The organism is Burkholderia sp. F1, from assembly GCF_050813845.1.
Classification (GTDB): Bacteria; Pseudomonadota; Gammaproteobacteria; order Burkholderiales; family Burkholderiaceae; genus Burkholderia; species Burkholderia ubonensis.
In genome coordinates, this window is sequence record NZ_CP172422.1 from 3383855 (window position 1) to 3397593 (window position 13739).

11 protein-coding genes are annotated in these 13739 nt (G+C 64.0%); 7 read left to right on the forward strand and 4 right to left on the reverse strand.

What is annotated here, in order from left to right; genetic code table 11:
* Window positions 1–112: 112 nt before the first annotated feature.
* Window positions 113–619, reverse strand: a complete 507-nt coding sequence (locus tag ACFIMZ_RS33795) for a hypothetical protein (protein ID WP_431823758.1) — start codon at window positions 617–619, stop codon at window positions 113–115.
* Window positions 616–1353, reverse strand: coding sequence for an NAD(P)H-dependent oxidoreductase (locus ACFIMZ_RS33800; protein WP_431823759.1), 738 nt, complete (start codon window positions 1351–1353; stop codon window positions 616–618). The genes ACFIMZ_RS33795 and ACFIMZ_RS33800 overlap by 4 nt, the downstream gene beginning before the upstream one ends.
* A 149-nt stretch (window positions 1354–1502) precedes the next feature.
* On the opposite strand from ACFIMZ_RS33800, the gene ACFIMZ_RS33805 reads away from it, so the two are divergent.
* From ACFIMZ_RS33805 to ACFIMZ_RS33825, 5 genes are all read left to right on the forward strand, one after another.
* Window positions 1503–1973, forward strand: a complete 471-nt coding sequence (locus ACFIMZ_RS33805) for an RrF2 family transcriptional regulator (protein WP_431825437.1) — start codon at window positions 1503–1505, stop codon at window positions 1971–1973.
* A 351-nt stretch (window positions 1974–2324) separates the two neighbouring features.
* Entirely contained in the window at window positions 2325–2945 is a 621-nt protein-coding gene (locus ACFIMZ_RS33810) for a TetR/AcrR family transcriptional regulator (RefSeq protein WP_431823760.1), read from the forward strand.
* A gap of 68 nt (window positions 2946–3013) precedes the next feature.
* Window positions 3014–4384: a flavin monoamine oxidase family protein gene (locus ACFIMZ_RS33815; protein WP_431823761.1), complete on the forward strand. Its 1371-nt coding sequence runs from the start codon at window positions 3014–3016 to the stop codon at window positions 4382–4384.
* Between the two features lie 202 nt (window positions 4385–4586).
* Entirely contained in the window at window positions 4587–5579 is a 993-nt protein-coding gene (locus tag ACFIMZ_RS33820; protein ID WP_431819405.1) for an IS5 family transposase, read from the forward strand.
* Between the two features lie 208 nt (window positions 5580–5787).
* Window positions 5788–7956, forward strand: a complete 2169-nt coding sequence (locus tag ACFIMZ_RS33825) for a glycoside hydrolase family 15 protein (RefSeq protein WP_431823762.1) — start codon at window positions 5788–5790, stop codon at window positions 7954–7956.
* Window positions 7957–7985: 29 nt separating this feature from the next.
* Here ACFIMZ_RS33825 and ACFIMZ_RS33830 read toward each other — a convergent pair whose 3' ends face one another.
* The gene (locus ACFIMZ_RS33830) at window positions 7986–9173 is read right to left on the reverse strand and encodes an adenylate/guanylate cyclase domain-containing protein (protein ID WP_431823763.1); all 1188 of its coding nucleotides are present in this window, start codon (window positions 9171–9173) and stop codon (window positions 7986–7988) included.
* 15 nt (window positions 9174–9188) lie between these two features.
* A complete protein-coding gene (locus ACFIMZ_RS33835) occupies window positions 9189–10811 on the reverse strand; it encodes a hybrid sensor histidine kinase/response regulator (protein WP_431823764.1) in 1623 nt (540 codons plus the stop codon).
* A gap of 320 nt (window positions 10812–11131) precedes the next feature.
* Here ACFIMZ_RS33835 and ACFIMZ_RS33840 point away from each other — a divergent pair, with 320 nt between their 5' ends.
* Entirely contained in the window at window positions 11132–11419 is a 288-nt protein-coding gene (locus ACFIMZ_RS33840) for a hypothetical protein (protein ID WP_431823765.1), read from the forward strand.
* Window positions 11420–11991: 572 nt separating this feature from the next.
* A complete protein-coding gene (locus ACFIMZ_RS33845; RefSeq protein ID WP_431823766.1) occupies window positions 11992–13692 on the forward strand; it encodes a M4 family metallopeptidase in 1701 nt (566 codons plus the stop codon).
* Window positions 13693–13739 lie beyond the last annotated feature (47 nt).

Below are 13739 nucleotides of genomic sequence, written 5' to 3' on the forward strand. Positions count from 1 at the left end.
TGGCGCGCGTGCGGCAGCGTCCGGGCTGCCGCACGCGCAACCGCATGCCGATCCGGGCGCGACGCTCCCTATCCCTCGCCGGCCGGAACGCTGAAGCACGCGACGCCCGGCGTTACGCGTCGAACGCTCGTTGCTTCCGAAGGAAAGCATCGAGATGGTGCGTCACTTCGGCATGGCGCCCGTCCAGCGCAAGTCGCATCATTTCGACTTGCACCGCTTCCTGATCGACCACGTAATCGAGGAAGGCATGAGCCTCTGCCGGACCGATGCGCCGCAGATTGCGCAGCTCCTCCAGATACGGAACGGTCTGCGAGTACACGAATTTCAGCAAGGACGTGAGAAGAAGCTTGGGTACCGAGCCGACCGCCCATGCCTTGCCCCGGGTCCACCATCCCGGAGCAGCATCCAGCCCCCAGGTCCGGGCCGCTGCTCGGTAACGGGGAGCATTGAACTGCTCCAGCTTCAGGTAGGCCTCCCAGAACGGCAGACGCGCATCGCCGTCGAGGCGTCTCGCCACACGTGCTATCGCCCGCAGCGCGAAGGCCCGGTTGGCCAGCTCGTATCGAAAGCCCTTGATGAATGCGTCGGTCGGCATCCCGGTCGTTACTTCGCGGTTCAATGCGCTTCCCCTTTCGGATAAAGCCGCGCGTCGAAATCATCGAGCGACGGGAACGACAGGGTCCGGCGCGTGCGCCAGTTCGCCACCTCATGCCGGAACCGCGTCAGGATTGCTTTGCGCTCGTCGTCGGTGATGTACGGGATGTGATAGCCGAAGAACGGCTCCAGCACGTCGAAACCCACATAAGCAAGGCTGCCGCGCAGCAGGTGGGACAACATGGCCTCGATCTCCCCGTGCACCGCGTCCTTGCCGAACATATGCGGACGCCCGCCGAGCGTTGCCGTGACCCATACGCGCTTGCCCTTGAGCCCGCCACGATCGTAGAAGCGCATGCCGCCGTAGAACGTTCCCGACAGGAATACCCGGTCGATCCAGCCCTTCAGGATCGCCGGCACCGAGAACCAGAAGATCGGGAAGTTGAGGATGACGAGATCCGCCCACAGCACGTTGTCGACCTCTTCCTCGATGTCGGCCGACAACGTCCCGTTGCTGCGACCGGCTCGTTGCTCCTTCGCATAGACGAGATAGTCGGGGTCGTCGCGCGTCCCGAAATCGGACGGGCCGGCAACGGGATTGAATGATTTCGCATAAAGGTCAGAGGTGCGAACCTCATCGCCCGCGTGCGTCAGAACTTCCTGCGCCGCGCAGAACATCGACGACGTAAACGATCGAGGCTCCGGGTGAGCGTGAACCACAAGCACACGACGTCGTTCGCCATTTTCCGGTACTGACATGCTGCTCCCTCACGAATGTTATAGTGACGTTAACATTTGAAGGTAGCGTAGTGACTCGCGCTCCGCGAGTCAAGCCACTTTTCTCGACGGCTGCGGATCGCGATGTAGACTTCGTATCGCACACTCCGCCCCAGCCACAGGAACTCGCGTTGAAATCGACCAAATTCGTCACGGCGTGCTACATCATGTCGTTCGTCGGCGCGCATCACCCACGCCAGCTCGCTACCGCAACCATCGCAAAATGGGTCGACACCCACGCGGCGCGTGTGCGCCAGATCGTCTCGTTGCTGGTCAAGGCAGGCTTGCTTGAATCGTCGCGGGGCGGCGGCGGCGGCGTACGGCTCGCCCGGCGTGCCGACGCGATCACGCTGCTGGATATCTACGACGCGGTCGGGGAAAGCGAGATGTTCCAGTTTTCGATCGAGAACCCGTTCTCGGAATGGGCCGACCATTGCAACGTTCACGGTGTGCTGGAGGGCATGCGCGAATCGGTCGAGCGGCTTTCGCGGCTCGAGTTCGGCAAAGTGATGCTGAGCGACGTATTCGTGCCGTGGAGCGAAGAAGGCTCGACGGATATCAAGACCGGCCCCGCAAAGAAGCGCACCGCCGCGCGGACCTGATCCCGCACGCAGCATCCGGTCTCTTCACCCTCCGCACGTTCACACTGCGTCGTCGGCAAACCGGCTTCGACACCAGCCGCCATCGCCGTGATGGCGGACGCTGCTTCGTCCGCCCCGCAAGATTTCTATGTCATCCGACCTATAAAAATTTATACAGCGGGAAGGAAGCGTCTCGCAACTTGGGTTAACCCTCGTTTTTCAGCCGATTTCCTGCCACCGCAAAATCCTGGTGGAAGCAGCATCTTGCAAAATAAGGTCACTCGACCTATAACGTCATCTTTCATGAGTTGAACGCGGCATTCCGGTCGCAGGCGAAGCAGCGCTCGCACCTGCCGACGCATGGAGGGGATCTTGAATCTGGAAGGTGGTGACAACGGACGCGCCGTGACGGAGCGCGGACGCAATACGGTGAGCCGCATCATGGCGAGCGCGTTCGAGATTTTTCTCGCGGAGGGCTACGGCGGACTGAGCATGCGGAAGGTGGCATCGAAGGCCGGATTGGCGCTGTCGAACCTGCAGCACTACTTCCCGACGCGCGAAGCGCTCTTTGGCGCGATCATCACGACCACCATCGAAGCGTATTCGGAAACCTACGACGGTATCAGGACCGACGAGACCCTGTCGCCTGAAGCGCGACTGGGAAAAGTGGTCCGCTTGTTGATCGAGGACGGCAAGCAACCCAGGACCCAAGGTCTCTTCGTCAATTTCTGGGCGCTTGCCCAGACGCAGGAATTCGCGCGAAAGAGCCTGGAGGAGGGTTATCGATTTCAACGCGACGTGATCGCACGGTTTGTGGCCGACGTGAATCCCGGCCTGTCGCCGAGCGCGCTGGCGCGCCGAGCCGCGCTGATCACCGCGCAGATCGAGGGACTGCTGGTGCTGATCCCGCAGCGCAATCGATTTCCGTCGGATATCAGGGGAATCGAAGACGATGCGGTGAAAGCCATTCTGGCGGTTGCGGCCTTGCCCTGAATCACGCGCAGTCACGGCCCCTCTGTTGGCAGCGGGGCAACACTGCCGGACACGAGGAGACGGAAGACATGCAGAGCAACACGAGCCCGCGGGATCCGACAGCGGACGTGATCGTGGTCGGCGCGGGACTGGCGGGCCTGAAGGCGGCGCTTGAATTGAAGGACGCCGGAAAGCGCGTGCTGGTGCTCGAGGCGCGCGACCGGGTCGGCGGCCGCGCCATGCCCGGCGAGGTCGGCGGCCACACCGTCGATTTCGGCGGGCAGTGGGTGGGAGCGCAGCAGACGCTGTTGCGGGCTCAGGCGCAAGCGCTTGGAGTCGGCGTGCATGCGCAATACACCGAAGGCGCCAGCCTCGTGAGTTTCAAGGGCAAGGTCCATCCGTATACGTCCAGTATTCCGAAGCTTCCTTTACTGTCGACGCTGGCGCTCGGTCTCGTCGTCCATCGCTGGAAGCGCGACATGCAGATGCTGCCGGCGGGGTCGCCCTGGTCGGCCACGCGCGCCCGCGAGTGGGACGCGCTGTCGCTCGAAACATGGATCGACAAGCATGTGCGGACCGAGACCGCGCGTGACTTCACCCGCATCCTGGCCGGCGCGATCCTTTGCACCGACACCTTGCACGTCTCGTACCTGTTCTTCCTGGAGTGCCTTCGGCAAGGTCAAGGGCTGGAGGTCATGATCGGCACGCAGGGCGGTGCGCAGCAGGACAAGTTCCTCGGCGGCGCATGGCAGATACCGCAGCGCATGGCTGACAGGCTGGCTGGATGCATCCTGCTCGACTCGCCCGCACGAGCGATCGAACAGGATGCCGATGGTGTTCGCGTGATCTGCCCGCAGGGCGCCTATGCCGCCAGGCGCGTGATCGTGACCGCGCCGCCAGCGCTTGCGTCCCGCATTCACTACAGCCCTCCGCTGCCGGTCACGCGTGCCGCGTTGCTGCAGCGTATGCCGATGGGCTCCGTCATCAAGGTGCATGTGGCCTATCGGGCGCCGTTCTGGCGCCGCCGAGGGCTGAACGGCGCCGTCGTGAGTACCGACCGTCATTTTGGTCTCGTCTTCGATCAGTCGCCTGACGACGAAAGCCTCGGCGTGCTCGTCGGCCTGATAGAAGGAAACCACGCGATGGCGTTGAGCGCCGCCGGCAAGGAAGCGCGTCGCGAGCAGGTCATATCGGACCTGGTGCATTACTTCGGCGACGACGCCCGTCAGCCGCTGGACTATGTCGACCATGACTGGACGGCGGATGAATGGGCCCAGGGCGGCTACGCGGCGCATATGCCGCCGGGCGTGCTGACGTCGTTCGGCGACAGCATCCGCGAGCCGGTCGGACATATTCACTGGGCCGGCACCGAAACGGCAACCGAGTGGATGGGCTACTTCGAAGGCGCGCTGCAATCGGGCATTCGGGCGGCCGAAGAGGTGGTGCGAACCTTGCGATAAGGTGCGTCCCATCGAACCGCTGCCTTGCCGCGTCGCAAACATCGTCCTTGATGGCGGCGCAAAGACGCACGCGTCATGGAAAAAACGCAGTGACTTGAAGGACGACCTCCGCTAGGGAAACACTGATTTATCCGGCACGGCGGTCATCGCTGACGCAGCCGGGGACGTTGTAGAAGATAGTTCACGGAACGAACCCAAGACGATGAAACGGCAAGTGAGCTTTGCGGAAGCGGAAAGCATGGGCAAGAAGCGCGTGACCCGGCGTCAGCGTTTTCTGGACGAGATGGAGAAGCTCGTGCCATGGTCGCGGTTGCTGGCGGCAATCGAGCCGTACTACCCGAAGGGAGCTCGCGGCCGCCCGCCGATTGGTCTGGAGCGGATGCTGCGAATCTACTTCCTGCAGCAGTGGTACAGCCTGTCGGACGAAGGGCTGGAGGATGCGCTGTACGACAGCATCGCGATGCGAGCGTTTGCCGGGATTGATCTGGCCGTCGAGAACGTGCCGGATGCGACCACGCTGCTGAAGTTCCGGCGCCTGCTTTTCGAACATGACCTGACGCGCAAGCTGTTCGACGAGATTGGCATCTCGCTGTGCGAACGCGGGCTGATGATGAAGGAAGGCACGCTGGTCGATGCGACGATCATCGAAGCGCCGCCGTCGACCAAGAACGCCGAGAAGCGTCGCGATCCGGACATGCATCAAACGAAGAAGGGCAACGAGTGGCATTTCGGCATGAAGGCGCACATCGGCGTCGATGCCGATTCGGGGCTGGTTCACAGTGTGGTCAGCACGTCGGCCAACGTGTCGGACGTTTCGCAAGCGCACGCGCTGTTGCACGGTCACGAGCGAGAAGCGTTCGGCGACGCGGGCTATATCGGCGTGGATAAGCGCGACGAAATGAAGGGCAAGTCGGTGAAATGGCGGGTGGCGGCCAAGCGCGGAAGGATCAAGGCGATGCAGGACGGGGCGCTGAAGGATCTGATGATCGCATTCGAGCGAACCAAGGCGCAGATTCGTGCGCGAGTCGAGCACCCGTTTCATGTCGTCAAGAATCTGTTCCGCCATCGCAAAGTCCGCTACAAGGGACTGGCGAAGAACACCGCGCAACTGTTCAGCCTGTTCGCCTTGGCGAATCTGGTGATCGCGCGAAACCTGTTGCGATCCGTTCATGGGAGCAGTCCGTTATGTGCGTGAAGAATGCGAGAAACGAGGCGCACCCTCGGGCCAAACTCACCGGAATTGCCGACGCTTCACTTCGGCATCCGGAAATTCCGTACCAGCGCCGCCGACAACCTCGCAGGATGGCCTATTAATCAGCGATTCCCTAGCGTGTAACCACACCGATAGAGAACGGTTCGCGCGATGACGTCGTGCGACTGCGTCGCCTGGAGGGGACGATCTCATGAATTCCAAGCATCCCGCTGCCGCAGCGCCAGCCGCACTCGCCGGCTCCCCCTCCGCGCAAGCCCACGGCGTCGCGCCCGGCGCACCGGGCGCGACAGGCGTCTGGAAGCCGGCGAACAAGCACGGCTTCGGCACCTCGACGACGCTTGAAAGCAAGGTCTGGTTCACGCTCGGAAGCGCCGGCCTCGACGAGATCTACTACCCGCGTCTCGACACGCCGAGCGTTCGCGACCTGCAGTTCGTGGTCTCGGATGGCACGACCTTCGCGGAATGCGTCGCCGATCATGCGACGCACGAGACGACGCTGACTGAAGCGGACGGTCTCACCTACCGTCAGGTCGACGTCGACAACGCCGGCCGCTACCGGCTGACGAAGACGTACGCGACAGACCCGGCACGTCCGGTGGTGCTCGTCGACGTCACGTTCGAATCGCTCGACGGACAGCCCTATCAGGTCTACGCGCTGCTGAACCCCGCACCCGGCGATGCGCTGACGAACACGACCGGCGAGACGAACGGCACGACGCTGACCGCGCGCAACGGCAACGGCAACGTTGCGACCGCGTTCGCGTCGCATCCGCCCTTTACCCGCCTGTCGAACGGCTATGCCGGCGCCAGCGACGGCTGGCAGGACATCGGCCGGCACTTTCGGATGACCTGGACCTATGCGTCCGCACCGCAAGGCAATGTCGTGCAGACCGGCCAGACATCGCTCGACGGCGTGACGCGCACGCACGTCACGCTCGCGATCGGGTTCGGCGCCGACGCCGCGCAGGCGGCCAGCGACGCGCAGTGCGCGCTGGCCGAGGGATTCGCATCGACGGCCGGCCGGTATGCCGAAGGCTGGCATCGCTACCTGCAGTCGCTCAAGCCGGCGCCGGCGAGCGCGGCCGATCACCTCCGCCTGTACAACGCGGCCGTGATGAGCCTCGCCGCCCATGAGGACAAGACCTGGCGCGGCGCGTTCGTCGCCTCGCCGTCGATGCCCTGGGCGTTCGGCGCCGCGCTCGACCATCGGTCCGGGCCATACCATCTCGTCTGGGCGCGGGACCTCTACCAGATTGCGACCGCGCTGATCGCCGCGGGCGACCGCCGCGCCGCCGAGCGCGCGCTGGACTGGCTGTTCATCACGCAGCAGAAAGCCGACGGCGCGTTCCCGCAGAACTCGCAGGTCGACGGCACGCCGTACTGGGGCGGGCTGCAGATGGACGAAGTGTCGTTTCCGATCGTGCTGGCCTGGCAGCTGCAGCGCTTCGACGCGCCGACGTATCTGAATCACATCAGGAAGGCAGCCGATTTCATCGTCGCGACAGGGCCGTACACGCCGGCGGAGCGCTGGGAGAATCAGGGCGGCTATTCGCCCGCTGCCATCGCGGCCCAGATCGCCGGCCTCGTCGCCGCGGCGGATATCGCGCGCCGCAACGGCGATGCGGCGGCGGCCGCAACCTACGCGGCCACGGCGGACGCGTGGCAGCGCAACGTGGAATCATGGACGGCGACCCGGACGGGCCCGTACTCGCGCTCGCCGTACTACCTGCGACTGACCAGGGACCGGCATCCCGATGCCGCCACGGCGTACTCCATCGGCGACAGCGGTCCGGACGACATCGACCAGCGCACGGTGGTCGACCCGAGCTTTCTCGATCTCGTCAGGCTCGGCGTGAAGCCGGCCGACGATCCGGTGATCCTGAACAGCCTCGCGGTGATCGACGCGCAACTGGGCGTGACCACGCCGAACGGCATGTTCTGGCATCGCTATACCTTCGACGGCTATGGCGAGCAGCGCGACGGCAGCGCATGGCGCATGGGTCTTCCGGCCGGCAGTCAAATGACGATCGGGCGCGCGTGGCCGATCTTCGCGGGCGAGCGCGGCGAGTACGAGCTGGCCGCGAATCGGCTCGATCTCGCGCGGTCACGCCTCGACGCGATGGCGGCAAGCGCGAACGACGGGCTGATGCTGCCGGAGCAGGTCTGGGATCGACAGGCGCCGTCGGGGCAGCCTGGTTTCGCCGCGGGAACCGGCACGACGTCGGCGACGCCGCTCGCGTGGACCGCGGCCCAGTTCGTGCGCCTTGCGTGGTCGATCGACTGCGGCGCGCCCGTCGCGTTGCCGTCCATCGTCGCGGGCCGGTATGCCGGCCGGCGCAACGGGGACGACGAGGACTGACCGCTCGGCAACAGTCCGAATGCGCTGCGTCAACGCGCCGCTGCGCCGGTCCGGCCGACCAGGAACCACGTGCGCAACTCGCCCATTCCCTTCGCCGCGATCGTGCCGCGCGCCTCGCAGACGAACGGATCGCCCAGCCGCACGCGCGTGGCCTCCGTCAGCTGCACGCGCCCTGCCACGCCTTGCGACTCCATCCTGCTCGCGAGGTTGACGGCCATCCCCCACAAGTCGTAGATGAACTTGCGTTTCCCGATCACGCCGGCCACGACCTCTCCGCTGTTGATGCCGATGCGCAATTGCAGGTTGCAGCGCCTGAGCGCGTTGAAGCGGGCCAGCGCATCGATCATGTCGAGCGCCATATGCGCGGCCCGCGGCGCGTGGTCGGCCACCGGGACGGGCAGCCCCGCAGCCGCCATGTACGCGTCGCCGATGGTCTTGATCTTCTCGAGGCCGCGCGCGTCGGCGATGAGGTCGAACCCGGTGAAGATCTCGTTGAGCATCTCGACGAGTTGCTCGGGGCGCATGCCCGCCGAAAAGCCGGTGAAGTCGACGATATCCGCGAACAACACCGACACCTCGGGAAACCGATCCGCGATCACTTCCGGGAAACTGTCGGCGATGTCGTCGAGATGGGCCTTCAGGCGCTCGGCGATCGGAGAAGGCAGCATGTTGAGCAGCAGCCGTTCGGAGACCTTCTGCTCGGCAACGACCTTCGCATACAGGCCCTTCAGCTCGGCGCCCTGTTCGCGAATCAGCTCGCGGCTCGCCTCCACTTCGCGCACCTTCTGTTCGAGCGCCTTGCCGTAGTCGCGCAACGCCCGATGCAGCAGGCGAACTTCCAGCATGTTGTGAACCCGCATCAGCACTTCGGCCAGATCGAACGGCTTGCTGATGAAGTCCTTCGCGCCGGCCTGCAATGCGCGCAACTTGTGGGTCGGCTGGGCGGTAATCACGATGACCGGCAGATAGCTGTCCGCCTCGAGCGCCTTCAGGCGCTCCATCACCTGAAAGCCGTCGACGCCGGGCATCTGGAGATCGAGCAGGATCAGGTCGTAGCCGTTCCGGCGGTGCAGCTCGCACACCGCGGAGGCATCCATCGTCGACGCGACGTGCGTATAGCCCGCCCGATGCAGGATCTCCTCGAGCAACAGGATATTGGCCTCCAGATCGTCGACGACCAGGATCCTGGCGTCGAGGATTGCTGAGGAATCGATCATGGTTCGCACCCGGGCCTAGCGCTGCTTTGCTTCCGCAAACGCAATCGCCTCGGCAAGCGCATGCATGAACGGCTCGATCCGGATCGGCTTCGTCAGATAGCGGAAAAAGCCCGCCTTCAAGCCCTTCTCGATGTCGCGCGGCATGGCATTCGAACTGAGCGCCACGACCGGAATCTCCGCCGTTTCGGGATGGCTGCGCAACAAGCCCAGCGCGTCGATGCCGTTGATGTCGGGCAGGTTGATGTCCATCAGGATCACCTGCGGCAACGCGCTGCGCGCCAGCGCCACGCCGAGTTGCCCGGTAGCCGCGCTGAGCATGCGCATGTCCGCGTGCCGCGCGAGCAGTTGCTCGACAAGCGTTCGGTTGGCCGCGTTGTCCTCGATATAGAGCACGGTATGAGCGGGCGCCTCGGCGGCCGTCTCCGCGCTCGCGCGGTCGCCAGACGTGGCAGGCCGGGCGTCGCCCCTCGCGGCGGCTTCCGCGGCGGACGCCGCATCGAGCTCGATCCAGAACACGCTTCCCTTCCCGACGGTGCTTTCGGCGCCGATGGCGCCCCCCATCAGTTCCGTCAGCCGCTTCGCCACGACCAGGCCGATGCCCGTGCCCTCCTCGGCGCCTGCGTCCTGTCCCAGGCGATTGAACGGCTGGAAGAGCTGGCCCAGCTGCTCCTGCGACAAGCCCGGGCCCGTATCGCGCACGCTGACGCGAATCCGGCCCGGCTCGCGCATGTGGCAATCGACATCGACCGCGCCTGACGCCCGGTTGTATTTGATTGCATTCGTCAGCAGGTTGAGCAGGATCTGCCGGAAGCGCGTCCGGTCCGCGCGGACATGGCAATGCGGCTCGACATCGGGAAAACTCACACGAATGCCTCGTTGCCGCGCCTGCGGCTCGATCATCGATTCGCATTCGCGCAAGGCGTCACTCAACGCAACGGGTTCCGGCGAGATCGCGACTTGCCCGGATTCGATTTTCGCCAGGTCGAGCACGTCGTTGATCAGCTCGAGCAGATGCCATCCCGCCCGCAGGATCTGGTCGATGCTCGCCTGTTGCGACGGCGTCGGCGGGGGCAAATCGGACGCCATGAGTTGAGCGAAGCCCAGGATCGCGTTGAGCGGGCTGCGCAGCTCGTGGCTCATGCTGGACAGGAAATCGGACTTCGCGCGGTTCGCGCGCTCCGCGGCGGCCCTCGCCTGCTTCAGGTCTTCGATATCGGTCTCGGTGCCGAACCACTTGACGATCTTTCCGTCGCGGTCCCGGAACGGCAACGCGCGACAGAGAAACCATCGATAGGCCCCGTCGGAAGCCCGTCTCAGCCGATATTCGATCTCGAACTCGAAGCCATCCCGGATCGCGCGCGTCCAGATATCGATCGCGGGCTGCAGGTCGTCCGGGTGAAGGAAGGATTCCCAGCCCTGATCCCGGGCTTGCTCGAGCGTAACGCCGCCATAGCTGAGCCCCCGGCGGTTCATATAGTCGACCCAGCCGTCCGGATCGGCCGTCCACATGATGTGGGGGATCGCATCCGCGAGTGACCTGAAGCTCCGTTCCCCCTCGATGGCTTCGACCTCTCGCGAGGGAATTTGAGCAGATGAATGAGCACGGCGCATTCGCATGATCTTTTCCCGGACGAGCATGGACGCCCTTTCAGTTTAGGCATCAACGAACCGAAAGGGGGACGCCGGCACCGAAACCGGCGCCCGGCGCCGACGACGAGCCAGTCGTTTAAGATCACGAATCAATTTCGCGCTTTGATCAATTTCGGCGTGATGCGGGCATTACCGCAATTTCATGCTTAAAAAAATCGCCTACCCAATAGAACTGTCAGGAGACGGCGAGCCGCCTAATTCCTAGAATTTGATTCGGGCGAGCCAGCCATTGAATCGCCAGCACCACAAAAGCAACGCTCGGCCACGGCATCCTTTTCCATTCATCTCTTGATCAAGGGAATATCGCCATGTCTACCGATAAATTCGACGAAATCCGTGCCCGCGCGAAAGCCGCGGGGAGGCTGGTGCAAGTCAAGTCCATTCAGGTCGCGTATACAGCGTCCGGGGACGGGTCGCTGTTCTACGAATTCATGCTCAATAGCGACGACGGCAACCACTTTTTCAGAGTCAAGCCTTCCGATACCGCGTTGCTGACTCAAATTGGCAACGCGATTGCCGTGCTCGCGCAGAAGCAGACGGTCGAAGCACTGGTGGAGGATCAGCAGCTCACCTACCTTGTCACCTTTCCGTCGTAGCAGCTAGCCGGGCCGCTTCCCGGCAGGCAGCCTACCGACCTTCCCCGCGCCCGGCGCGGGCTCTCGTGTGTCTCAGCGGATACTGCCTCGGTATTCGCCTCTGGCGACCATCGCGTCATGCGGTGGTCGCCTTTTTTACGCGCCATCGCGCGCCGCACCGTTTCATCCTTCCAAACAATGCGGCTCTTCGCATACCGGCCTGTACGCCGGACTTCCGCCGCTCATCCGAAAGCGCAGGCAGCCCGAATCGACGCGCGTGCCTCATGGACCGGCTGAATATTCATATTGACGCCGTCAATAATCCAATTGAATAGCCAATGAAATAAAACGCGGCGACCGTCGAGCTTGCCGCGGATCTCGCTCGGGCCGAGCCACACAGGATCATTTCATATTCATCACCAATTCCTGACTCGATGCATGCGGACATAATCAAAAGTTAATTTATTTGCAATTATCTTGTAAATATTAATTTGACCTCCTAGCATGGCTTTGCAGTTCACAGTACCTCTCTTGCTTAGTGGTTGCATTCAATAAACTTTCAATAATTACGCATTCATTATCTGGAGGATTACATGAAGAAACTGTCTTGCTTGCTGTCGGTCGCCGCGATTTCCCTTGCCAGCTTCAGCGCTTTTGCGCAAGCCGGCGACCAGCAGGCCACAGTCGACCGGGCGCTGCAATTGATCCAGCAGAACCCGTCCAGCTTCAACCTGGCCGCCGGCAGTGCCGCGCGCACGCTCAAGTTCGCGAAGGCGAACGTGCCGACGGAAGGCGATCAGTTCCAGGTGCGCGACGTGATCGTCGACCCCGACGGCACCGAGCACGTGCGCTTCGACCGCTTCTACTCGGGCCTGCGCGTGATTGGCGGCGACGTCGTCGTTCACTCGAGCCAGGGGCAACTGAAGCAGGCGAGCGTGACCCAGTCCGTGCCGATCAGTCTTGCCGGCAAGATCGGCAAGGTCGGCGACCGCTTCGTGGTGCGCAACGCGCCCGACGTCGGTGCGGCCGTGGCCCGGCGCGCCGCGGCCACGCGTTTTGGCGCACAGGTGCGCCGCGTCGAAGGGCCGGAGCTCGTCGTGTTCGCGCGCGACACCGCGCCGACGCTGGCCTATGCGGTGCGGGTGTACGGCAAGGCGACCGACGCGCATACCGAAGCCGTGCTTTACTACGTCGACGCGCGCACGGGCAACGTCCTGGATGCGCAGGACCTGATCATGACCGCCGCTTCCGCCGCCACCGGCACCGGCCGTTCGCTGTACTACGGCAACCTGCCGCTGACGACCGACCAGCTCGGTACGAACTCGTACCAGATGGTCGATTCGACCCGCGGCGGCGGCTCGGTCTACGACGGCCGCGGCCTGTCCTCGGACGACGTCGCGCAGTCCACTGACCTGCCGATCTTCACCAGCAGCACGAACGTGTGGGGCAACAACACGACCACCGACCGGCAGACCGTCGCGGCCGACATCGATTATGGTCTCGCACTCACTTGGGACTACTACAGGGCCGCGCACAACCGCAACGGCATCTTCAACGACGGCCAGGGCGTGAAGAGCTTCGCCCACGTGGTGTTCAACACCGGCAGCGGCACGACCGGCGCGAACGCGGCCTGGCTGGGAGACACGCGCATGATGGTGTACGGCGACGGCGAACCTGGCACCCGCCTGCCGAACCCTGTCGTGTCGATCGACGTGGCCGGGCACGAGATGAGCCACGGCGTGACCCAGGCCACCGCGGGCCTGAACTATTCGGGCGACGCGGGCGGCCTCAACGAATCGACGTCCGACATCTTCGGCACGCTCGTCAAGTACTACGCGAACAACCCGAACGATCCGGGCAACTACGTGATCGGCGCACGCGTGATCAACGGTGGCCTGCGCAAGATGTACAAGCAGGATCTCGACGGCCGGTCGTATAGCTGCTATCCGTCCGGCGGCTTCTCGTGGTGGAATCCGCGCCACGATCCGCACTACTCGTCGGGCGTCGGCAATCGCTTCTTCTACCTGCTGTCGGAAGGCCCGGTGGTGCCGGCGACCGACACCGCACTGTCGAGGAGCCAGCTGGTCTGCAACGGCGACACCAGCTTCAGCGGGCTCGGTCGCGACAAGGCCGGCAAGATCTGGTACCGGACGCTGACGGTGTACCTGACCGCCGGCTCCAGCTACCCGAACGCGCGGCGCGCGTCGATCCAGGCGGCGAACGACCTGTACGGCGTGAATTCGGTTGAGAGCGCAACGGTCGCGCGCGCATGGAGCGCTGCCGGCGTGAACTGACGGCAGCGCGCGCGTGCGTCAGGGGCCTGACGCACGCGCGGCCGGAT